Genomic DNA, 24653 nt, shown 5'->3' on the forward strand with positions numbered 1-24653 from the left:
CTAGTCATAATTTATTATACCATGAATGGCAGGTTCTTCGGAGCCTGCTTTTTCATTTGAACACAAAAAAGGAGCCATTGCTCCATAGATGATTACTCATCTATTTTGCAACAGCCCCTTATATTTTGATAAAATATATGATAAGTTCACTGACAAGGAGACTGAGTACAGATGAAGGGTTCAGAATGTAAATTCGTTAAATATATGGAGGGCTCCGACAAACGTTTTGTTATTCCGGTTTACCAGAGAAATTATGACTGGAAGATCGAGAATTGCAGGAAGCTGTACGATGACCTCGTAAAAATCATTAAAGGACACCGGAAGAGTCACTTCTTCGGGAGCCTTGTTTCGGTATACAATCCGGATGGACATAATGAGGAATTCCTGATCATTGATGGCCAGCAGCGTCTGACAACGGTATCGTTATTGTTCCTTGCCATGTATAACCTGATCGACAAGGGTATTGTAATGTCGGAGACTGCGAACTTGAAACAGCGTATCTACGAGGAATATCTTGTGGACAAGTGGAAGCCGGAGGATACCCGTATCAAGCTCAAACCGGTCAAAAATGATCAGACGGCCTTCAGAAGGCTTTTCTCTGATCCTGCGGAGCACATTCGAGAATCCAATCTGACCGTGAACTACGATTATTTCTATGACCGGATTCAGAAGCAGGAAATTACCATTGATCAGCTTTATGATGCAATCTGTTGTCTGGAAATTATCAACATTCGGCTGGATATGGACGACAATCCACAGTTGATTTTCGAGAGCCTGAATTCTACAGGCCTGGACCTCAGCGAAGGTGACAAAATCAGAAATTTTATCCTGATGGGCTTGCCTTCCGGGGAACAGGAGGACTATTATGACAAATACTGGAACAAGATAGAAATCTGCACAAAGTACGATGTAAGTGCCTTCATCAGGGATTATCTAAGCATAAAGCAACAGGCGATTCCACAGCAGAAGAAAATCTATATCGATTTTAAAAATTTTGCAGAGCCTGGAAAAATCGAAACAGAGCCGCTTCTTACGGATATGCTGGCTTACGCAAAACGTTATCAGATTCTTCTTGATGGCAATTCAGGCAGTGCTGTCCTTGATGCCTGCATCGACCGCCTGAATCGTCTGGAAACCACAGTAACAAGGCCGTATTTTCTTGAAGTGCTGCGCTTGTATAACGAAAGTAAGCTGACGCTGGCACAGGTCACAGAGATTTTTCTGACAATGGAGAATTATCTGTTTCGGAGGACAATGTGCGACCTGCCGACAAATGCCCTGAATAAAATCTTTCTCATGCTGCACCGTGAGATCCTCCGGTACGATGGTACAGAGGACAACTATGTTGGGAAGCTTAAATATGCACTTCTGTCAAAGAAGGAACGTGCCCGCTTTCCGGATGATGATGAGTTTAAAAGGGCATTTGAAGAGCGGCAGGTTTATTTGATGAACAGAAAGAATAAGATCTACATTCTTGAGCGCTTTGAGAATTTTGGAACTTCGGAGGACAAAGATGTATATCGTCATTTTGATGATGGTACATATTCGATTGAGCATATTATGCCGCAGCATCTTACACCAGTGTGGCAGAAGGAGCTGGGTGATGATTATGAAAAGATCCATGAACAGTGGCTGCATAGGATGGCTAATCTGACTCTGACAGCCTATAATTCGAAATACGGCAATAGTTCATTTGATGAAAAGAAAACCATGCAGAATGGCTTCGATGACAGTGGAATTCGAATGAACACCTGGATCGCCAAAAAAGATAAATGGACGCTCTCAGAACTGGAAGAACGCAGCGAATATCTCATGGGAAGAGCGCTGAAAATCTGGACAGCACCTGTCACGGAATATAAACCGGAAGAAAAGCAGCTCGATACCTATACTCTTGAGGATGACAGCGAGCTCACTGGCCGTCTGATCGCCAGGTTTTCTTTTAAGAATACTGAACAGCCTGTAACAAGCTGGGTTGAGATGTTCCAAAAGGTTATCCAGATCCTATATGCAGAGGATAAGACGATCATTACAAAGCTGGCTATGTCGGAGAAAGAAAATATTGCGCTCCATTTTGATACAAATCAAGATGCTTTTTCAAAATCAGCGGAGATAGGAGATGGTATTTATGTGTGGACGAATACCAGTACGCAGAGCAAACTGTCTGTTCTGAACCGGTTGTTTAAGCTGTATGATGAAGATCCGGCAGATTTGGTATTTTATCTGCGTGACGAGAATGAGGCAAATGCAGATGAGCAGGGAGGCTGTCGTGAGCAGCGAAAAAAATACTGGACATATGCGCTGGATATTATTAAAGAGATACATAAAGATAATGACTTCTTCCGTAATGTGAATCCGTCAGGAGGAAACTGGATGAACGGATTTTTCGGAATCGGTGGATTCAGTATCGGCTGCATTGCAAATGTTGATTCAGCAAAAGTTGCGATGTATTTTGGAAAAGCGAAGAAGGAAGAGAATAAAAAAGCTTTTGATATGCTGTTTACTCATAAAAAAGATATAGAAAAAGCCTTAGGGGTTTCACTTATGTGGAGCCGTGGTGATGATATTAAATCATCAAAAATATCGTATCAGCTGAACGGCGTAAGCGTTGAGAACGAAACAGACTGGCCACAGATGGCAAGGTTCCATGCTGAGTGGAGTAAAAAATTCTACGATGTAATCGTGCCATATCTTACGTGAACCATGTATGATATGCTCTACCTATCGATCACAAGAAAAGGAGGAACAAAAAAATGAATAATAAAGGCATCGGCGCTGTTTTCTGCCTGATATCAGCAATCCTGATTTCTGCGAAATACCTATCAGCTGCAATATTTATGAGCGGCGGGAATACCTGGGATGCTACATTATTTGCTGCTGGTCTGTCATATGTGGGACCGGTCTTATCGATTGCTTCGTTCGTTGCACTGATCGTCGGAATTTTGTTTCTCGGATATGGGGTATATGAGGAGATAAGAAAAAACAAGAAATAAACAGGTTGCAGACAAGGGGGAATGTAGCAAATGTTTTTTACACTGGAAAAACTGGAAAGAAACACAAAACAGTTAAAAGATCTCCGTTACAGAGAACGGATGGAGATCCCGTCATTTGACGCGAGCACGCCGGAGGAGGAGCCGGTGGGGAAACGGCCGGAAAGCGTGGTCTATACGGGAACTCTGAAAAAAGGTGATTTCTGGATCGGAAGAGGCACTTATCTGTGGATCCGACAGTCCGTAGAGATCCCGGCGGAATGGGTGGGGAAAAAGATCGCCGGGCTTTTTAATATGGGAAAAACCGGCGAGGGCCTGAATTCCGGATTCGAAGGTCTGATCTACGTCAATGGTTCGCCATACTGCGAAACCGGTTCTTACCATGAAGAAGTGATCTTTCCTTCAGAACTTGCCGGCACAAAAGTGGAACTGACCATCCGTCTTTGGGCAGGACTGGAAGGCGGCGGGGTACCAACACCGCAGACACATCAGTTTAAACAGGCAGAACTTACTGTTCTGGATGAGGTCGCGGATGATTTCTATTACAGCAGCAGAGCGGCTGTTGAGACTGTACGTATGCTGGATGAGAACGATTCCATAAGAACAGATCTTCTGACAGCTATGGATCGTGCACATCTGGCTATAGATTGGAGAAGGCCTGGTTCTGATGCCTTTTATGGATCTCTGAAAAAAGCTCTGGAAGTCTGGAAGAAGGAGGTTTCCAGAATCTCGTGGACCAGCCCGGTAACAGTCCATACTGTGGGCCATTCTCATATCGATGTGGCCTGGCTCTGGCAGCTGAAACACACCAGGGAAAAAGCAGCCCGCACTTTTTCAACGATGTGCACTTTGATGGAGCAGTATCCGGAGTTTACCTTTGTCCAGTCCCAGCCACAGCTTTATGATTATATTAAGACGGATTATCCGGATATTTATAAACGGATACAGAAAGCCGTAAAAACCGGAAACTGGGAACCAAACGGAGCGATGTGGGTAGAAGCTGACTGTAACATTTCTTCCGGTGAGGCTCTGGTACGTCAGATCCTGAACGGACAGCGCTTTTTCAAAAAAGAGTTCGGCGTAACGGCCAATGTTCTTTGGCTTCCCGATGTATTTGGTTACAGCTGGGCACTGCCTCAGATCCTGAAGCGTTCCGGAATTGACAATTTTATGACCATTAAGATTAGCTGGAACCAGTACAACCATATGCCTCACGATACTTTCCGCTGGATCGGTGTGGATGGTTCCGAAGTACTGACGCACTTTATGAGCACTCCGACTTTTGGCGATGATGGTGGTTATACATATAATGGGCTTATCGATCCGGCATCTGTAAAAGGGGTATGGGATCTTTACCATGATAAAGAGATCAATAAGGATCTGCTTCTGGCTTACGGAAACGGAGACGGAGGCGGCGGAGTGAACCGTGATATGCTGGAGATGGGACGCCATCTGAAGGCTATGCCAGGACTTCCGGAAGTAATTCCTGGAACGGCCTATGATTATTTCGAAAATCTTCAGAAGACCATTGCGTCTACAGACCGTCATGTACCAACTTGGGATGGCGAGCTGTATCTGGAATATCACAGAGGAACCTACACTTCTCAGGCACGGAATAAGAAAAACAACCGGAAGACAGAACTGAAACTGCGGGAGGCAGAGTGGCTGGTAAGTGAGGCCGCTGTAAAGACCGGCGATTTTTCTTCCTATCCGGAAAAAGAGCTCCAGGAAGCCTGGAAGATCGCACTCAGAAACCAGTTCCATGATATCATTCCTGGTTCATCCATCCATGAGGTATACGAGGATTCCGCAGCAGAGTATGCAAAAGCCAATGAAATCCTGGATACGATCGAGAAAAATGCCCTGAAGGTTCTGGTAAGAGAATCAGATTCCATTGTAACTGTAGTAAATAACAGCAGTTTTGCAGGTGAAGGAATTGTAACAGTAAAAGTAAAAACTTACGAGGGCAGAAAGGGAAGCTGGTTTTCAGCAGATGGAAAAGAGCTGCCTGCTGTATATACGGAAGATGGCTGGCTTGTAAAAGTTTCTGGCATAGAGCCTGCCGGATTTACAACTCTGACTCTTATAATTGGAACCAGGGCGGAATGTTTTTGCACAGAAGAGTGGACCGGGGAACTGGACACGCCATTTTATCATATTGTCTGGGATGAAAAAGGCCGTATGACTTCCATTTTTGATAAGGAAAATGACCGTGAGATCCTGAAGGCAGGCGAATTAGGAAACCACCTGGTGGTTTATGAGGACCGTCCAATGAAGTACGATGCCTGGGATATTGATATCTATTACCAGGAAAAAGGATACGAGGTAGAGGATCTGAAAACGGTTTCTGTGGAAAAATCTTCTTTGATGACAAAAGTAAAAATGGATTGGAATTATCAGGATTCCACGATCTCACAGGAAATCCGCTTTTACAATGATAACCGCAGAATTGATTTTGTCACTCATGCAGACTGGCATGAGCATCAGCAGCTTTTGAGAGTTCTTTTTCCTTTGGATATCCGCACCAGCGAGGCAACTTTTGATATCCAGTACGGAAATGTGAAACGTCCCACCTACGAGAATACCAGCTGGGATATAGCAAAATTTGAAACCGTTGCCCATCAGTGGGCGGATTATTCCGAAACCGGATACGGAGTCAGCCTAATGAACGACTGCAAATATGGCTACAGTGCCAGGGGCCATGTTCTTGGCATGTCGCTGATCAAATGTGGAATCCATCCGGATTATGCGGCAGATCAGGGAATCCATGATTTTACCTATGCACTTTATCCACACAGTGGCAGCTGGCAGGAATCCGGTGTGCAGAAAGAAGCCTGGAGACTGAACAATCCGCTCTGGACTGTGGAAGGTGCAGTGGATGCAGAGGTACGTCCTGCTTTTTGCAAGGCAGATACAGACCATGTAGCCATCGACTGTATAAAGAAGGCAGAAGATTCTGAAAGTCTGATCATTCGTTTCCACGAGTATGCAGGCATGCGCGGTCCGGTAACGCTGAATTTTGGTTTTCCGGTAGACTCCTGGCAGGAGACGGATCTGATGGAAAATCCGGCAGGAGAAGAAATGACCGGAGAACTTAAGGTAACGGTACGCCCTTATGAAATCCGAACTTTCCGCGTGACTCCAACTCTGAGTAATAAATAATAACTGAAATATGGCGCCGGTTTATCTTTGGATATGTACCAGAAATTCTGGGTATATCTTCAGGATTACCGGCGTTTTTATTACAGGAACCTGAAAATATTTATTTTTTTGCATCCATCCCCACTCCTCCCACGTCTAATAAACAGAAGCACAGAAACAAATGCTTTCAAAAAACATTTCCTGAGGACCGGTCCGTGCAGGAGAATGGAGATTACCAATGAATGAGATTTTGATACGAAAGGCGAAAAAAGGGGACAAAGATGCTTTCTGCCGGCTTATGGATGAGCAGATGCAGAGTATGTACAAGATTGCCATCTCCTATGTGAAAAATGACGAAGATGCTGCGGATGCCATCCAGGATACCATCCTTTCCTGCTATGAAAATCTGAAAAGCCTGAAATATAACAGGTATTTCAAAACATGGATGATACGGATCCTGATCAACAAATGCAAGGACATCCTGCAGAGAAAAAATCGAATGATCTGTACAGACGAGATGCCGGAGATGCCTTTCCATGAGGCGGAATATGCCTCGGCAGAATGGGCGCAGATGCTGGAACCGCTGGACGAGAAATACCGGATGATCGTTCTTCTGTACTACATGGAAGGATTTAATACCCGGGAGATCAGTGAGATCCTGGATATGAAGGAAAGCACAGTGAAATCTCGTCTTCAACGCGGAAGAAAACAGATTGCGAAGATGTACGAGTACAAGGTCAGGGAGGGACGTGTTTGATGATGACATTAAATGATAATGAAAAAAATTTTCAGAAAAAACTTCAGAAAGATACAGAGATACCGGTGATTGTGCGGGAACGGGCAAACCAGGCATATCATCACATTGAGAACAATACTGCCGTACAAAAGAGAGAAACGAATGATAAAAATGCCCTCCGCTGGATGAAAACAGGCGGGAAGGTCGTGGCGGGAACAGCAGCAGTACTGGCAGCAGGTATTCTGTTCTGTGCGGCAAATCCGGTCATGGCAAAGAATATCCCGGTGGTGGGAGGTCTTTTTGAAACATTACAGGATAAAGTAAGCTTCTTTGGAGATTTTGCAGATCATGCGACGACACTGGAAGATACAGAAAAATCTGCCGGAGCGAAAACAGCAGATGGAAACTCTGATCAAACAACGGATCATACAGCATCAGATAATGCAAACGCAGACACCACCTACACAAAAACATCCGGCGGCCTCACCATCACCTGCTCCGAGATTTTTGCAAACAGCCAGGCTGTCTATGTGACCATGCAGTTTCAAAGTGAGGAACCATTTCCTGATACGTTAAAAGGACTGGATGGGAAGCCTGCTATGGAAATGTATTCAACAAGACTTCTGGATTTTAATCCGGTGGACGATGGGGTGATGCTCAGCAATCTGGAAGGAGAATTTCTGGATGAGAATACATATGCCTGCATCCTTCGGGTAGATCTTGCAGAGGCGACAAAAGACTACAGTGAATACAATAAAAAATACGAGGAAATGTGCCAGCAGGTACGGGATGAAATGGGCATCACCCTGGATGACATAAATGATGAGACAGAAGAAGGCAGTGCACTTCTTGGAGAATATATAGAAAAAATATCTGTCAGAGGAGGCGCACTTCAGTCTTATATCAAAGAGATCGATATTCCGGAAAAGTTTAACATGCATCTGGGTATCAGTGAGATCCGTGGAATGCGGCCGGATGAAGCTTCAGATCCGAATGATCCGGATGCGGGATATTATAAATTCGAAGGAGACTGGAGTTTTGACATTCCGGTAACAGTCGATGATTCAGAAACGGAAGTTCAGGAGATCAATGAGACAAATGAGGCAGGAATCGGTCTTAAGTCCGTGATCCGGACTCCATATGAGCTGACGGTAAATGAACTTTATGAGGAAGGTTCCAACAGCGACTGTTTCATGGTTGCGCTGGATGCCAATGGAAACAGGCTGCCATATAATGAGTCCAATGGAAACTGCAATAATTTTGCCATTCAGGACAGAGATATTTCCACCGTTGATATTTATATCCTGGATTACGTGCAGTATATGGATGAGCTGAAAGGAGAAGAAAATTACAACAATAACGAGAAGAAACCGGAAGGTGAAAAATGGAGTGATCTTCTGGATCAGCATGCGAAATATCACAAAACACTGCACTTTAACCAAATCAAGTAAGTCCCCTGCGGGGTTGCGAAAGGCAATAAGCAGTGGGTGGGGACTTGCTTGTATCAGGAGGAGTGCAAGCTCCTCCTGATAAACTGCGGAGCAGTTATTTGGTGTAGAGCTACGTAGCGAAGCGGATTGCGAATATCCGCTTGACCTGATAATGCCTGAAAGGCATGGAAAGCTATATAAACTGGGTATTTTACATAATTCAAAGAATCCTTTACAATAAAAGTACAACATATGGAGCGCACACAATGATACAGGGAGGGATTCATTATGGAATATGCAAAACTTGGGAACACCGATATCGAAGTATCAAAATTATGCGTAGGATGCATGAGCTTTGGAAAGGCCGGCACTATGCATAAATGGACATTGGATGAAGAACAGAGCGGAGAAGTAATCCGCCATGCGCTGGATCTGGGAATTAATTTTTTTGATACAGCCAACGGATATTCCGAGGGAACCAGTGAAGAATATCTGGGACGGGCTCTGAAAGAAAGCGTAGCCAGAGATAAAGTGGTGATCGCGTCCAAGGTTTATTTTAACCCGGGCCGTCTTTCCAGAGAGGCCATTATGCGAGAGATCGACGGAAGTCTGAAACGTCTGGGAACAGATTATCTGGATCTGTATATCATCCACAGATTTGATTACGAGACACCTGTCGAGGAAACAATGGAAGCACTCCATGACCTGGTAAAAGCAGGTAAAGTACGCGCACTGGGCGCTTCCGCCATGTACGGATATCAGTTCTACAACATGCAGCTTGCAGCCAGGGACAATAACTGGACACCATTTTCCGTAATGGAAAACCATTACAATCTTCTTTACAGGGAAGATGAAAGAGAACTGATCCCGATCTGCAACCAGATGAATGTTTCACGGATGCCATACAGTCCTCTTGCAGCCGGGCATCTGGCAAGGCCGCAGTGGAAGTCTGATTCTCTCAGAGGAAAAACAGACCGCGTTGCAGTGGGAAAATACGACCGTATGGAACAGCAGGATATCAAGATCGTAAAACGGGTTCAGGAACTTGCTGAGAAACATAACTGCAAAATGTCCCAGATCGCCATTGCATGGCAGTGGGCAAAGGGAGTAACATCACCGATCATCGGAGCCACGAAAACAGAATATCTGGATGATGCGGCAGATGCACTGAACGTAAAACTTTCTCCGGAAGACATTGCATATCTGGAAGAGATGTACGTTCCCCATCCCATCGTAGGTGCAATTGACAAAAATCCGGCAGAGGGTGTGATCCTTCTGGACGAGAAGAAATAAGAGGCGCCGAAATGTTTTCCAATAAACAGTTAAAAGATATGATACTTCCGCTCCTGATGGAGCAGTTTCTTCTGATGCTGGTAGGCCTGGCAGATACAATGGTTGTCAGCTATGCGGGAGAGGCGGCAGTTTCCGGAGTGTCCCTGGTAAATTCATTTAATACCATATTTATTAACCTATTTACGGCACTTGCATCCGGAGGAGCAGTTGTAGTCAGCCAGTATATTGGCCGGCGGGATATGAAAATGGCATCGGAATCATCCAGTCAGCTTCTGATGGTAGCTACTGTATTTGCAGTAGTGATCTCAATTCCGGTACTGATCTGGAAAGTCCCTCTTCTGAAGGGATTATTTGGCAAGGTAGAACCGGATGTAATGGAAGCGTGTAAAACATATCTCAGGATCTCCGTATATTCTTTTCCGGCTCTGGGAATATACAATGCAGGAACCGCACTCTACAGAAGCATTGGAAAGACAAGTGTGACCATGAAGATCTCAATTGTATCCAATCTGATCAATGTGGCAGGAAATTTGATCGGAGTTTTTGTTTTCCGAGCAGGAGTAGCAGGCGTTGTTTATCCATCCCTGATCGCCAGAACGTTTTCAGCAGTGGTGATCACACTGCTTTGCTTCCGGGAAAAGGAAGTTCGCTATGTGGGCCGATGGATCTTTCAGTGGAACAGAGAACTTCTGAAAAAAATGCTTTCTATTGCAATCCCCAATGGAGTGGAAAGCGGGATCTTTCAGTTTGTAAAAGTGGCACTTTCCAGTGTGGTTGCGCTGTTTGGTACTTACCAGATCGCGGCAAACGGAATTTCTCAGAGTATCTGGAGTGTGGCAGCACTGATCAGTGTGACCATGGGGCCGGTATTTATTACTGTGATCGGTCAGTGTATGGGAGCTGGAGATATCAGGCAGGCGGAATATTATTTTCGGAAATTAACGAAAGTGACAGTCTGTATTTCAGTCGCCTGGAATACACTGATCTTTCTGATAACGCCACTGCTTATAAAGATCTTTGCAGTTTCCCGGCAGACAGGGCAGATGATCCTCTATCTGGTGCTGATCCATAACATAGCCAATGCAGTGGTATTTCCATTTGCAGATCCTCTGGGAAAAGGCCTCCGGGCAGCAGGAGACGCCATGTTTACCATGGGAATCTCTTTGTTCACAACCATTGGCGTGAGACTGATATTATCTATATTGCTGGGAATTGTCCTGGATCTGGGAGTGATCGGGATCGCACTGGCCATGTGTCTGGACTGGACGGTCCGCGGAGTGATCTTCTGGATCCGTTTCCGCCAGGGAAAATGGAAAACTTATCGTGTGATCGGTGAATAACCGGAACAGAACAATAAACAAGAAGAGAAAACAAATGAAAAAGCAATCGGCAGAATGCACAGATATCAACAGATCAGAGCTTTCAGCAGGTTGCTTTTTTTGGCGGATAGCGGTAAGATAACAAAGACTTGACTTAAACGCGGATCGTTTTTATCCGCCTGAAATGCAGACATAGGAAAACATACGGAGGAATATCTTTGGCAAAAAAACGAAAACCCAAAATGGAGCTCCGGTATTACAAAATGCCGGAAGGGAGTCCGATTCTTGCATTGCTTGGTCAGAAATGGATCCAGAATTACGGAAACGATATCGATTATCTTCATTTTCATAATTATCTGGAGATTGGTTTCTGCTATGAAGGTCAGGGGTTCTTGATTCTTGGAGAAGATAAGGTACGGTTTCATGACCGGGAATTTACGGTGATCCCGCCCAACTATCCCCACACCACAAACAGTGATCTTGGCACCATCAGCCGCTGGGAATATCTTTTTATTGATGTGGAAGGCTTTCTGGATAAATTCATTGATAATTCGGTAAAAAAAGAAAAGATTGTTCATCGTATCAATTCCAGAGCACTTTTTCTGAATGAAAAGGAGAACCGTTCTATGGCAGACAAGATTCGGAAGATCCTGGATATCATGCGGGACGGGGAAGAATTTTATCTGGAAGAAGCCAAGGGGATTTTGGCATCACTTCTTGTGGAAATCGCAAGGATCAACCGGGATTCTGGGGAAGAACGTTACAGTGAGGGCAGAGGAAAAATCATGGATATGATTTCTAGATTCCAGGATTATATTTCTGATCATTACATGGAAGATCTTCGGATTGATGAGCTGGCAGAATACTGTCACATCAGCGAGACACATCTGCGCCGGATCTTTACGACTTACATGAAGATGAGCCCGCTGGAATATATCAATACCATCCGGATTCAGGCGGCCTGTGACTATCTGAAAAAGACGGATCAGCCCATTGCGGATGTGGCACATAAGTGTGGCTTTACGACGAATTCCACTTTTAACCGGAATTTTCGTCAGGTTACGGGGATGACACCTCTGGAGTGGAGAAAACGTCCTGAGAATTACGAACAGCAGCTCCTTAAGTTTGATATCCATTCAGAGGAAGGCTGGTAAAATAACAAAAACAGATCTGAGAATCTGGCATAACAGAATAAATATCGTACTATATGCCGGATCAGACAGATGGAAAGAGGAAAAAATGTACGACTACAGAATTGTGGAGCAGGTCTCCCGAAAAAAGAAACATATGTCAGGCGCCCTCAGAAAAGTGATGGTGATCTTTGCGGTACTTTTTGTACTGATGGGAATCACCATCTCCCAGGCGTTTATGCTTCCGGGGTTTCTGCTGGCGCTGCTTTATTTTGTGTATGATATTTTCAGTCAGAGAGATTATGAATATATACTGGAGAACGGGCAGCTGACCATTGATGTGATCTATGGTAAAAAATACCGGAAAACAGCTCATGTGCTGAATCTCGAGGAGATGGAGGTGACCGCACCTCATTACCACGAAAAAGTGGCAAAATACAAAAAGAATTCCGGTACAGAGAAGCTGAAAAAATATGATTATACTTCTTATGAAGAGGATGTACCATACTATACCATGATCATCCGGGAAGATGGACGGAAAATAAAACTTCTTCTGGATCTGACAGAAGAAATGCTGCATACGATGAAAACGCAGTTTCCGGAAAAGGTTTATTTTGCATAATGTGTTAAAATGTTTGTGAAATATGTATAAAAAATAGCATATATTTTTATGAAATAGAAACAAAAACCTTCTTTTTTGGCGAAAAATATTCGCAGAATGTCGAAAAAGAAGGTTTTTCTTTGCCATGATGACCAATGAGAAAAATGAAAAACACTCAAAATGCATAAAAAAGCAGGTGCCTGAATCATAAAATAGTGCAAAATCAATAAAATGGTTGAAATTGCACATTATATGAACGGTTCTGCAAACTATGGCCGGAATACGGATGCTATAATCCATTCATAAGCAAACGGGAAATGCTTAATAAAGGAGGAAAAGTAAATGAAGAAAAAATTACTCGCAGTATTAATGACAGGCATTATGGCAATGTCTTTCGCTGCAACAACTACAGCAGTATATGCAAAAGGTGACGATGACAATACACTGACCGTATGGGCATGGGACCAGAACTTTAACATCAAGGCTATGAACATTGCAGGTGAGCAGTATGCAAAGGATCATGAAGGATTTAAAGTAGATGTAGTTGAGACATCTTCCGATGACTGCCAGACGAAACTTACAACAGCTGCAAACGCCGGAGATTACAGCACACTTCCGGACATCGTTCTGATGCAGGACAACAGCTACCAGAAATATCTGAAGAGCTATCCGGACGCTTTCACAGATCTGAAAGACATGGACATCAACTGGGATGATTTTGGAAAACTGAAACAGTCCTACTCCATGGTAGATGATACACATTACGGTGTTCCATTTGATAATGGTGCAGCAATCGCCTGCTACCGTACCGATATCCTGGAAGAGTCAGGATACACCATCGATGACCTTACAGATATCACATGGAGTAAATTCGAGGAGATCGGTAAAGATGTTCATGAGAAAACCGGTAAATACCTCCTTACAAGTGAGGCAACAGGCGGCGATACTCTGATGATGATGATCCAGTCCTGTGGAGCAAACTTCGTAAATGAGGATGGAGAAGCTTACATTGTAGGAAATGATGCAGCTGAGAAATGTGTAGATCTTTATGTAGACCTTGTAAAGAACGATGTTGTTAAATTAGTAAACAACTGGGATGAGTACATCTCCACAATCACAAGCGGTGAGGCAGCAGGTATCGTTAACGGTAACTGGATCACAGCTACACTGATGGGAACAGAGGATCAGAAGGGTCTGTGGCAGATCACAACAATGCCGAAAGTTGACGGTGTTGACACAGCTACAAACTATGCGAACAACGGTGGTTCTTCCTGGTATATCACATCCAACTGCAAGAACGTAGAGCTTGCTGAGGACTTCCTTGCAAGCACATTTGGTTCCAGTACAGATTTCTATGATGCGATCCTTCCGGAAACAGGAGCAATCTCCTGCTACCTGCCAGCTGGTGAGTCTGACGTTTACAACGAGCCAAGCGAGTTCTTCAACAACCAGCCAATCTTCTCAACAATTGTAGAGTACTCTTCACACATTCCGGAATTCACAAAGACTCCGTATCACTATGAGGCAAGAGAGTGCATCAACACAGCAGTTGTTAATATCGTAAACGGCGCAGACAAAGAGTCTGCACTTCAGGAAGCACAGGATACACTGGCATTCAAGATGACAGAGTAAGATCTGAAAGCTGCATTCTGAAATGAATAAGTAAATACGAAGCAGGGGACTGCATGCAGTCCCCTGTCTTATGTAAAGGCTTAAGAGGTTTGAAAGGAGGAGTTCCTGTGAATTCCAAAAAAAGTGGCATGTCTCTGGTAGCGAAACAGAGAGCGGCAGGCTGGATCTTTCTGGCACCTGCAACCATCATGATCGCTATCATGAGTTTTTATCCGATGATCCGTGCATTTGTTATTTCTTTACAGACAGGTGCCGGAGCAAACATGAGGTTTGCGGACCCGATCTTCAGTAACTACAAACGTATCATGATGGATAAAGTATTTCAGCAGTCCATCGTCAACACATTTTTATATCTTATTATTCAGGTACCGATCATGCTGGTCCTTGCGATCCTGCTTGCACAGCTTCTGAATAACAAAGATCTGAAATTCAAAGGATTTTTCCGTACATGTGTATTCCTTCCATGTGCGACATCTCTGGTATCTTATTCTCTGATCTTCCGTTCCATGTTTGCAACAGACGGTCTGATCAACAGTATCCTGATCAAACTTGGAATTTTAACAACCGGTTATAACTTCCTTGGAAACTCCACAAGTGCAAAGATTGTTATTATCATCGCGCTGATCTGGAGATGGACTGGATATAACATGGTATTTTATCTTGCAGGACTTCAGAATATTGAATATTCTGTATACGAGGCAGCAAAGATCGATGGTGCCAACGGCTGGAAGACTTTCTGGAAAATTACCGTACCACTTCTGAAACCGACAATTATCATGACATTTATTATGTCGATCAATGGTACACTGCAGTTGTTTGATGAGTCTGTCAACCTGACAAAAGGCGGCCCGGCGAACTCAACCATCACAATGTCCCATTATGTTTACAATACATGCTTCATCAACGTGCCAAACTTCGGATATGCGGCAGCAATGTCATTTATCATATTTATCATGGTAGCGATCCTGGCCTTTATCAATTTGAAAGTAGGTGATACACGTGACTGAGAAAAAGAACAAATCTGCAATTCAGAGAAGATTGATCCCTACATATATTTTTCTGATCATCGTATCATTTATCTCTGTATTTCCGCTGTACTGGATGATCTCTGCGGCAACCAATACATCCACCGATGTATCAAGAGGCCGTATTCTTCCGGGTACATATTTTATGCAGAACTTTAAAAACCTGACTGCACAGCAGCCGCTGTGGAGAGCTCTTGGAAACTCTCTGTTTTATGCAGTTCTTACTACAGTGATCTGCCTTCTGATCTGTTCTATCGCAGGTTATGGCTTTGAGGTATATCATGACAGATGGAAAGACAGACTGTTTTCCATCCTGCTTCTTGCCATGATGGTTCCGCAGGTTGCAACAATGGTTCCTTTATTTAAGATGTTTTCCAAAGCAGGACTCTTAAATACAGCGGTAGGTTTTATCCTCCCGATCATCTCCACACCATTTATGATCATGATGTTCCGTCAGAATGCCAGAGCATTTCCTATCGATATCATTGAGGCAGCACGTATTGACGGATTAAGCGAGGTAAGGATCTTTTTCCAGATGTTTATCCCGACTATGAAATCTACTTATGCGGCGGCAGCGGTTATCACATTTATGAATGCATGGAATTCCTATCTGTGGCCGAAGGTAATCATGACAGATAACAAGGCGATGACCATGCCGATGTTGATCGCCAATCTGATCACAGGATATGTAACGGATTACGGCATGCTGATGTGTGGTGTATTATTCTGTTCCATTCCGACTATGATCGTATTCTTCGTATTACAGAAGCAGTTCGCAGAGGGTATCACCGGAGCTGTAAAATAATTTTAAAACAAAAAGGATGCTGCCGAAATCTGTAGGTATATTGTATAATATGCTTTAACTGGATCACGCAGCATTCTTTTTATACCAGATCAACTGCGGATCAGTTGTCTGGTATAAATCTTCTCAGCGAAGCGGATGTTTTTGTCCGCTTGATGCGAATAAATCATAAGGAGATAAAAAATGGCAGAGCAGATCAGATACGGCCATTATCTGCACGGTGGCGATTACAACCCTGAGCAGTGGCTGGACAGACCGGATATTCTGAAAAAAGATATCGAATATTTCAAAAAAGCCCATATCAATACCGTTTCCATGGGAATGTTTTCCTGGGCAGTGCTGGAGCCAGAAGAGGGAAGATATAACTTTGACTGGCTGGAAGAAGTGATCGATAATCTGTATAAAGAAGGAATTTATACGATACTTTCCACACCATCCGGAGCAAGACCGAAATGGATGGCAGATAAATATGAAGAAGTTCTTCGCATGGATCCGGATCGCACAAGAAGATTTTTCGGTGGAAGACATAATCACTGTTATACTTCTCCAGTATACAGGGAAAAAGTCTACAATATTAATAAGAAGCTTTCTGAACGTTTCGGAAAACATCCCGCAGTGCTTTTGTGGCATATTTCCAATGAATATGGCGGAGAATGCCACTGTCCTCTGTGCCGGGAAAAATTCCGGGAATGGCTGAAAGAAAAATACGGGACCATCGAAAATTTAAATTCCAGCTGGTGCACAACATTTTGGAGCCATACCTATAACAGCTTTGATCAGATCGAAAGTCCTTCGCCAAAGGGGGAAAATGCTCTTCATGCACTTACCTTGGACTGGAAACGTTTTGTTACAGACAGGACTGTGGATTTTATGAAGCATGAGATTTCTGCGATCCGTGCAGGTGGTTCCGAGCTTCCGGCAACTGCCAATCTGATGTATGACTACAACGGACTGGACTATAAAAAATTTAAGGATGTTATGGATATTGCATCCTGGGATAATTATCCAAGCTGGCATAAAAAAGACAATTATACCACAGCGTTGGACGGAGCCATGCAGCATGATCTTATGCGAAGCATCAAGAAAGCACCGTTTCTTCTGATGGAATCCTGTCCCTCTGCGACCAACTGGAAGCCTATCAACAAGCTGAAAAAACCAGGAATACATCTGGCTGCCTCTCTGCAGGCAGTTGCTCATGGTTCAGACAGTGTTCTGTATTTCCAGCTTCGTCAGAGCCAGGGAGCCTCTGAGAAATTCCATGGTGCGGTGATCGATCACTACGGTGGGGATGATACTCGTATTTTCCGCGAAGTGACAGAGGTAGGAGAAGCGTTGGAGCAGATCCGGGAAACTGCTGGAAGCGTGACGAAGTCTCCGGTGGCTGTTCTCTATGACCGGGAAAATGACTGGGCGCTGAAGGATGCGCAGGGACCTCGAAACGAGGATATGCATTATCAGGAAAATGTACTGAAACAGTATCGTGCTCTCCGAAGAAAAGGCTATAATACAGATATCATAAATATGGAACATGAGCTGTCCCGGTACCGTTTGGTAACGGCACCGATGGCCTACATGTTTTATCATGGATATGCCGAAAAGCTTCGCGCTTTTGCAAAAAACGGTGGTACTTTGGTAATTTCCTACTGGTCCGGACTTGTAGATGAAACAGATAAATGTTATCTGGAGGGAACCCCTCACGGACTGATGGAAGCAGCTGGTATCCGTACGGAAGAGATCGATGCACTTTATGACTGGGAAGAAAACGTAGGTATCCCGGAAACAGGAAATCATCTCAGACTTACAGAAAGCTATACCTGTAAAAATCTCTGCGAGCTTGCAAAGGTTTCCGATGCGGAAGTACTGCTGCGTTATGGAAGGGATTTCTATCAGGGGTATCCGGTACTGACTCACAAGAAATACGGAAAGGGCCATGTTTATTATGTGGCGGCAGATATGGAAGCAGCCTTTTATGAGGACTTTCTGGGAAGGGCAGCAGAGGAAGCAGGTGTGAAGATGCCGCTTGCATTTATACCGGAAGGTATTTCTGTGACAACCAGAGAAAATGAGGATACGGAATATCTGTTTATCCAGAATTTCGGAGAAAAGACAGAAACAGTTTCTGTCTCGGGGGATTACGAAGTTCTCTACGGATCAACAGATGAAAATATTGCTCCGCTTGCCACCAGGATCTTAAAGCGGAAAAAATAATCAAAGTAAAAAAATCACAGCAAAAGTATAAAGTATATTTGTTTTCGGACGGTATGCTTTTTACTGCTGTCTGGGAAAGAGAAGGTAAAATGGCAGGTACACCAAAAGAAGAGATAAAAAGAATAGCGGATCAGTTTGCATTTACCGGAGAACTGGTTTCCTGCGGCCCCTGCGGAAGCGGGCATATCAACGAAACCTATATGCTTAGATATCGGATTGGAGAGATGGGGTCCATTAAGGTGATTCTTCAGAAGATCAATCGGGAGATCTTTCAGAAACCGGAAGAACTGATGGAGAACATTGCCGGAGTCACCGGGCATCTGAAAAAGAAAGTTCTTCAGAAGGGGGGAGATCCGGAACGGGAGGTTCTGAACCTGATTCCGACAAAGGACGGGAAGGCATTCCTGACAGATGAAAACGGAGAATGCTGGAGAGCTTATATTTTTATTACCGATGCAGTAAGCTATGATCTGGCGGAAAAACCGGAGGATTTTTATGAAAGTGCAGTTGCATTTGGAAAATTCCAGGAAATGCTGGCAGATTATCCGGCAGAGACTCTGCATGAGACCATAAAGGATTTTCACGATACAAAGAAACGTTTTCAGATATTGAAAAATGCCATAGAAAAGGACAGCTGCCATCGCGCTTCATTTGTAAAAGAAGAGATCGCGTTTGCCCTTCAGCATGAAGACCTGGCGAATGTATTTGGCGAACTTCTGGAAAATGGTGAGGTTCCGCTTCGGGTAACGCACAACGATACGAAACTTAACAATGTCATGATTGATCTGGAAACAGGAAAAGGAATCTGCGTGGTGGATCTGGACACGGTTATGCCGGGACTTGCCATGAATGATTTTGGAGATTCCATTCGTTTCGGGGCCAGCACTGCATTGGAGGATGAGAAAGATTTAAGCAAAGTTTCCTGTGATATGGAGCTCTATGAAATCTATGTAAAAGGCTTTCTGGAAAGCTGTGGAGATAAGCTCAGTGCAAAAGAGATCGAGATGCTTCCCATGGGAGCTAAGGTGATGACTTATGAATGCGGCATTCGCTTTCTTACCGATTATCTGGAAGGAGATCATTATTTTAAGATCGACCGGGAAGAACATAATCTGGACCGCTGCCGCACACAGTTTAAGCTGGTGGCAGATATGGAACAGAAATGGGATACTATTCAGACGATCGTGAAAAAATATCAGAAATAAAAAAACAGGGGTTTTTACAATGGAGGTAAAGTGATGAGCGAAACAAAAGGAAGAGTAACCATTCCGACAGATCTGGATGTGATCCCGGAGACACTGAAAATGCTGGATGAGTGGGGTGCAGATGCCATCCGTGACTGTGACGGAACGGAATTTCCAGCAGAACTGAAGAAAACCGGCGCAAAGATTTATGCAACCTATTATACCACCAGAAAGGACAATGCCTGGGCAAAGGCCCATCCGGAAGAAATCCAGCAGATGTATATCATGACATCTTTTCACACGGCAGTGTCGGATACTCTGGAGATCCATCTTATGGATCATCTGTATCCGGATATGCTGGCAGTGAATACAAGAGATGATATCAGAAGATGGTGGGAAGTTATGGATCGTACTACAGGAGAGGCTGTCAGTACAGAGGAATGGTCGTACGATGAAAAATCAGGAAATGTGGTGATCAGACCGGCAAAAGAATTCCACGAGTATACCGTAAGTTTTCTTGCATATATCATGTGGGACCCGGTACATATGTACAATGCAGTTGTCAATGACTGGAAGGATGTAGAGCCTCAGATCACCTTTGATGTACGTCAGCCTGCAACACGTGCACATTCTCTGGAACGTCTCCGCAGATTTCTGGAATCCCATGATTATGTGAATGTAGTACGATTTACCACATTTTTCCATCAGTTCACACTGATCTTTGATGAGATGGCACGGGAAAAATATGTAGACTGGTTTGGATATTCTGCATCAGTGAGCCCCTATATCCTGGAGCAGTTTGAGAAGGAAGTGGGATATAAGTTCCGTCCGGAGTTTATCATTGACCAGGGATACATGAACAACACCTACCGGATCCCGTCAAAAGAATTCAAGGATTTCCAGGCTTTCCAGAGACGGGAAGTGGCGAAGCTTGCAAAGGAAATGGTGGATATTGTCCATGAATACGGAAAAGAAGCCATGATGTTCATGGGTGACCACTGGATCGGCATGGAGCCTTTTATGGATGAGTTTGCATCCATCGGGCTGGATGCAGTAGTGGGAAGTGTGGGAAACGGAGCAACCTTACGCCTGTTCAGTGATATTAAACATGTAAAATATACAGAAGGAAGATTTCTTCCATACTTTTTCCCGGACACCTTCCATGAGGGCGGCGATCCTGTAAAAGAGGCAAAAGTAAACTGGGTGACTGCAAGAAGAGCCATCCTTCGAAGTCCGATCCAGAGGATTGGTTACGGCGGTTATCTGAAACTGGCTTTGGAATTTCCGGATTTCGTACAGTATATCAAAGAGGTCTGCCAGGAATTCCGCGTGCTCTATGACAACATCCAGGGAACTACACCGTACTGCGTAAAACGTGTGGCAGTTTTAAACTGCTGGGGAAAAATGCGCTCCTGGGGCAATCATATGGTACATCATGCCATCTATTACAAGCAGAATTATTCTTATTTCGGCATCATCGAGGCATTAAGCGGTGCGCCGTTTGATGTTTCCTTTATCAGTTTTGACGACATCCGTGAGGACAAAGAGCTTCTGAATAATTTTGACGTGATCATCAATGTAGGTGATGGGGACACTGCACAGTCCGGCGGCGAGAACTGGGCAGATCCGGTGATCCTTACAGCAGTGCGGAAATTTGTCTATAATGGCGGCGGATTTATCGGTGTCGGCGAACCGGCTGCTCATCAGTGGCAGGGAAAATTCTTTCAGCTGGATGATATCCTGGGAGTAGAGGAAGAAAGAGGATTTAATCTCAATACAGACAAATACAACTGGGAAGAACACAGAGATCATTTTATTCTGGAAGATACAGACGGAACCGTAGATTTCGGCGAGGGCAAAAAGAATATCTTTGCACTGCCGGATACGAAGATCCTGATCCAGAAAGACCAGGAAGTCCAGATGGCGGTGAAAACCTTTGGAAAAGGCCGTGGTGTTTATATCAGCGGACTTCCGTACAGCTTCTGTAACAGCCGTATTCTTTACAGAGCTGTACTCTGGTCAGCGGCAGCGGAAGGCGAACTTCACCGTTGGTTTTCTTCCAATTATAATGTGGAAGTACATGCTTATGTGAAAAATAAGAAATACTGTGTGGTAAACAACACGTATGAGCCACAGGATACCACAGTTTACACAGGGGACGGACAGAGTTTTGACCTTCATCTGGAAGCCAATGAGATCCGCTGGTATCAGATCTGAGAAAAGTGTCGTTCGTGAAGATTCTGTGAAATTTCCTGACGGCGTTGACAGAGGATAAAACCTATAATATAATAAGCCTATCACAATACTAGGAAATAAAAAACTGTTACAGTAGAATCTATGATTTATTGTAACAGTTTTTGTTTTGTTTTAAATGAAAAATGGAATGTGGGAGTCTGATTCAGAAATCTTATGAAAAAGGTGAGGAGAAAAACATTGAAACATGAGAGGGTATATATTGATGGTATGACCTGTATCAACTGTCAGACTAGGATCTGGAATGCACTGAGATCCAGAACCGGGATTACAGATGTCACAGTCAGTTATGAACGGTCACAGGCAGAATTTTACTATGAGCCACAGCAGATCACACTGGATGAGATCCGTAAGCTGATCGAGGATCTGGGATATCAGATGATCCCCGGGGAGAAATTCAGAAGAAAACGTTTCTGTCAGGCGGCAGGAGAAATTTTTGTGATCGCCTTTCTGTTTCTGGTCCTGCAACACTTTGGGATTCTTAACCATCTTGCGCCGGATTCTCTTGCAGAGACAGGAATGGGATATGGAATGCTGTTTGTCATTGGCCTGATCACTTCTGTACATTGTATTGCCATGTGTGGCGGGATCAATCTTTCCCAGACCTTGCAGAAGCAAGAAGCGAACGCAGAGGAAATATCAAGGTCAATGTTTCGGAATACATTTTCCTATAATATGGGACGGGTTGTTTCCTATACTGTGATAGGAGGAGTTCTCGGGGCCGTGGGTGGTCTGGCAGGGATCGGTGACAGTTTACAGACTTCCACCGTGTTTCAGGGATCTCTGAAACTCCTGGCTGGAATTATCATGGTCGTTATGGGGGGAAATATGCTGGGGATTTTTCCGGGACTTCGGAAACTGAGGATTCACATTTCATTTTCTGGTAGGAAATCTTTATGGAAAAAAAGGACACCTTTTCTGGTTGGGCTGTGTAATGGGTTCATGCCCTGTGGACCACTGCAGTCTATGGAGATTGTTGCACTGGCTTCCGGAAGCTGGGCCTCCGGAGCTTTTTCCATGTTCTGTTTCAGTCTGGGAACGGTTCCTCTGATGCTGGGATTTGGTTCGATTTTTTCCGCACTGGGAAAGAAATTTACCAGACAGATCCTAAAAACAGGCGCGATCCTGGTGGTTGTTATGGGGCTGGCTATGATGTCTCAGGGGAGTGCGCTATCAGGTTTTGGTAGCAGGTCCGGCGAAAAGGCGGCAACAGAAGCGGACAATGTGCAGGATAATGATCAGACAGATACGGCAGTGGAAAAAGATGGAGTGCAGTATGTTTCCAGTACATTGCGTTCTGGACGGCATCCGGATATTACTGTGAAGGCAGGGGAACCTGTAAAGTGGGAGATCCAGGTACCGGAGGGCAGCATCAATGGATGTAATTATAAGATGATCCTTCAGGATTTTGGAATGGATCATACTTTCGAGAACGGAGAAAATGTCATCGAATTTATACCGGAAAAAGAAGGCGTCTATACGTATAGCTGCTGGATGGGCATGATCACAGGGACTATTTATGTAACAGGAAAATAAAAACAGAGGAGTAATGTTAAAGATGAAAAAATTTATGATAACAGGTATGGTGTTTCTCACAGCAATGACAGTGCTTGCAGGATGTGGAAATGCAACCGAAACAACAACTACAGAAGAGATTTCCACAGCAGATGAAAATCAGGAAATCAGCGTCAGCTCCGGCGGGAACCTGACCATACCGGTTGACGAACTGACAGAAAATGCAGCTTTTTATTCTGTAAATGTAGATGGCACAGAAATGGAAGTGATGGCAGTAAAGACTTCGGATGGAACCATCCGTACCGCTTTTAATACCTGCCAGATCTGTTATGATTCCGGAAATGGCTATTATAAACAGGAAGGGTGCATATCAGAGTTAATGCAGCATTGACAGGAAAAAGAAAACATCATATAATAAATCCATTCCAAAAGAGGGAAAACAAGGCTGTTACAATAGAAAAATCTATTATAGCAGCTTTTTTACTGCTATTGACAGACAATTTTGCTTACAAAAAGGAGGTCTTTATGAACAAAAAAATCAAAACATTGTTTTCGTATCTGATGATCATTATCGGAGCCATACTGGCCAGCTTTTCCGTTGCCTGTATCCTGCTTCCCAATGATGCCATCGATTACGGAACTGCCGGAATTGCCATTATCATAAGCAAACTCACTGGGTATAATCTGTCGTTGTGTGTACTGATTGTCTTTCTGCCATTTCTGATCGCCGGGATCATTCTTATCGGTAAATATTTCTTTGCAAAAACGTTCGTAGGTTTTGTAATCTACACAATAGGTCTTTCCTACTTTGAAAAAATCCCTTTTGAACTAAATACAGAACATTTTATTGCGGTGGCTTTCGGAGGGGCGATTCTTGGAGCAGGACTTTCTCTGATTCTCCGAAATGGTGGCTGCATTGACGGCTCTGAGATTTTTGCCAATATCATTGTAAAAAAAATCTACAATCATTCGGGCAAAGACTACAGTATTTCCTACATATTAATTGTATTCAATGCCTGTGTATATGGGGCGGTGTTTGTACTTCTTGACAGAGATTCCGCACTTTTAAGTCTTCTGGTGTACATCGTGGCAACTTCCATCATCGATCATTTCACAGATCATTTTGAGGCATTGAAACAGGTGACCATCATCACAAAAGATCCAGATTCAATCATCTGCGATATTAAAGAAGAACTGAATAAAACCTGTACTATTATCAATTCTTCCGGTGTGATCGCGGGGGAAAATAAAACATTGATCTGTTATGTGAATTACTTTGAACTGCAGAAAGTGAAAGAGATTATTTCCAGGAATAAAGGATCTTTCAGTACTGTTTCAACTATTGATGAGATCCTGCGATAAGGCTTTACAATAAAAGATGGGTTTTTCTCCGAAAA

Annotated in this window: 18 protein-coding genes; all 18 read left to right on the forward strand. The window is 43.9% G+C overall.

Annotation, left to right across the window (positions count from 1 at the left end):
• Positions 1-171 precede the first annotated feature (171 nt).
• The 18 genes from KQI39_RS15265 to KQI39_RS15350 all read left to right on the forward strand — a co-directional run bounded on the left by KQI39_RS15265 (position 172) and on the right by KQI39_RS15350 (position 24618).
• Positions 172-2697 (forward strand): DUF4268 domain-containing protein, encoded by a 2526-nt coding sequence (locus KQI39_RS15265; RefSeq protein ID WP_216419386.1) that lies wholly within the window; start codon positions 172-174, stop codon positions 2695-2697.
• 53 nt (positions 2698-2750) lie between these two features.
• Positions 2751-2990, forward strand: a complete 240-nt coding sequence (locus KQI39_RS15270) for a hypothetical protein (protein ID WP_114001726.1) — start codon at positions 2751-2753, stop codon at positions 2988-2990.
• 30 nt (positions 2991-3020) lie between these two features.
• Positions 3021-6149 (forward strand): alpha-mannosidase, encoded by a 3129-nt coding sequence (locus KQI39_RS15275; RefSeq protein WP_216419388.1) that lies wholly within the window; start codon positions 3021-3023, stop codon positions 6147-6149.
• A 217-nt stretch (positions 6150-6366) separates the two neighbouring features.
• On the forward strand, positions 6367-6885 hold the full coding sequence (locus KQI39_RS15280; RefSeq protein ID WP_114001728.1) for an RNA polymerase sigma factor: 519 nt from the start codon (positions 6367-6369) through the stop codon (positions 6883-6885).
• Positions 6885-8315: a DUF4179 domain-containing protein gene (locus KQI39_RS15285; RefSeq protein ID WP_215708000.1), complete on the forward strand. Its 1431-nt coding sequence runs from the start codon at positions 6885-6887 to the stop codon at positions 8313-8315. The genes KQI39_RS15280 and KQI39_RS15285 overlap by 1 nt, the downstream gene beginning before the upstream one ends.
• 267 nt (positions 8316-8582) lie before the next feature.
• Positions 8583-9587 carry an aldo/keto reductase gene (locus tag KQI39_RS15290; RefSeq protein ID WP_114001730.1) on the forward strand — a complete coding sequence of 335 codons (1005 nt, stop codon included), beginning with the start codon at positions 8583-8585 and terminating at the stop codon, positions 9585-9587.
• 11 nt (positions 9588-9598) lie between these two features.
• A complete protein-coding gene (locus KQI39_RS15295; protein ID WP_216419390.1) occupies positions 9599-10927 on the forward strand; it encodes an MATE family efflux transporter in 1329 nt (442 codons plus the stop codon).
• 197 nt (positions 10928-11124) lie between these two features.
• Positions 11125-12060 (forward strand): helix-turn-helix domain-containing protein, encoded by a 936-nt coding sequence (locus KQI39_RS15300; protein WP_253293213.1) that lies wholly within the window; start codon positions 11125-11127, stop codon positions 12058-12060.
• 85 nt (positions 12061-12145) lie between these two features.
• A complete protein-coding gene (locus KQI39_RS15305) occupies positions 12146-12658 on the forward strand; it encodes a hypothetical protein (protein ID WP_118064704.1) in 513 nt (170 codons plus the stop codon).
• Positions 12659-12979: 321 nt separating this feature from the next.
• Entirely contained in the window at positions 12980-14269 is a 1290-nt protein-coding gene (locus tag KQI39_RS15310; RefSeq protein WP_216419392.1) for an ABC transporter substrate-binding protein, read from the forward strand.
• 107 nt (positions 14270-14376) lie between these two features.
• Positions 14377-15276: a carbohydrate ABC transporter permease gene (locus tag KQI39_RS15315; RefSeq protein WP_216419394.1), complete on the forward strand. Its 900-nt coding sequence runs from the start codon at positions 14377-14379 to the stop codon at positions 15274-15276.
• Positions 15269-16099, forward strand: coding sequence for a carbohydrate ABC transporter permease (locus KQI39_RS15320; protein WP_173723223.1), 831 nt, complete (start codon positions 15269-15271; stop codon positions 16097-16099). The genes KQI39_RS15315 and KQI39_RS15320 overlap by 8 nt, the downstream gene beginning before the upstream one ends.
• A gap of 180 nt (positions 16100-16279) precedes the next feature.
• Positions 16280-18304: a beta-galactosidase gene (locus KQI39_RS15325; RefSeq protein WP_216419396.1), complete on the forward strand. Its 2025-nt coding sequence runs from the start codon at positions 16280-16282 to the stop codon at positions 18302-18304.
• 89 nt (positions 18305-18393) lie between these two features.
• On the forward strand, positions 18394-19509 hold the full coding sequence (locus KQI39_RS15330; protein ID WP_216419398.1) for a phosphotransferase enzyme family protein: 1116 nt from the start codon (positions 18394-18396) through the stop codon (positions 19507-19509).
• Between the two features lie 33 nt (positions 19510-19542).
• Positions 19543-21705, forward strand: coding sequence for a 1,3-beta-galactosyl-N-acetylhexosamine phosphorylase (gene gnpA, locus KQI39_RS15335; RefSeq protein WP_216419400.1), 2163 nt, complete (start codon positions 19543-19545; stop codon positions 21703-21705).
• A gap of 216 nt (positions 21706-21921) precedes the next feature.
• Positions 21922-23277, forward strand: coding sequence for an urease accessory protein UreH domain-containing protein (locus KQI39_RS15340; RefSeq protein ID WP_216419401.1), 1356 nt, complete (start codon positions 21922-21924; stop codon positions 23275-23277).
• 22 nt (positions 23278-23299) lie between these two features.
• Positions 23300-23647, forward strand: coding sequence for a Fe-S-containing protein (locus tag KQI39_RS15345; RefSeq protein ID WP_173761911.1), 348 nt, complete (start codon positions 23300-23302; stop codon positions 23645-23647).
• Between the two features lie 134 nt (positions 23648-23781).
• Entirely contained in the window at positions 23782-24618 is an 837-nt protein-coding gene (locus tag KQI39_RS15350) for a YitT family protein (protein WP_174095619.1), read from the forward strand.
• The last annotated feature ends 35 nt before the right edge of the window (positions 24619-24653 follow it).

The sequence above is a fragment of the Blautia sp. MSJ-36 genome, assembly GCF_018917985.1.
Lineage (GTDB): Bacteria > Bacillota > Clostridia > Lachnospirales > Lachnospiraceae > Blautia_A.